The 399-nt window shown below is 27.3% G+C and carries 1 pseudogene; it reads right to left on the bottom strand.

What is annotated here, in order from left to right:
* Positions 1–302 (bottom strand): annotated as a pseudogene (locus ACF91D_RS32220) (hypothetical protein); the annotation flags it as partial.
* Between the last annotated feature and the right edge of the window lie 97 nt (positions 303–399).

Here is a 399-nt window from a genome sequence, read left to right as displayed (position 1 = left end):
ATTCCATTTTTAGTTTTCTTTATGACTTCACCCTCTTCTGTCGTTCTCACTTCTTTAGTACTAACATCCTCATTTGTTACGGGTGTTTGATAATTTGTTGTATTATTACTTTCTTCTTTACAATTATTATCGATTTTTTTAGATTTTTCTTTTTTATCGTCTTCTTTAATTTTATTTTCAGCTAGTTTAGCTTCTTCTTTTTTGAGCTCTAAATCTTTATAACTACCGTATGCAAATACAACTGCAACTCCCAAAACCGCGACAAGTGCAATAACTCCCAAACTTGCTATAACTTTTTTCAAATCACTATCCCCATTCACTTTTATTTATACTTTATATTATTATATTAATTTATTTTGCTACGCTTTACTATTGTTATTTTAAAAAACTAATTTCTAT

Source organism: Staphylococcus sp. 231237_7MaSpsaltlick (genome assembly GCF_043107035.1).
The sequence above is the reverse complement of the archived record's forward strand: the minus strand, read 5'-3'. Positions and strand labels throughout refer to the sequence as shown.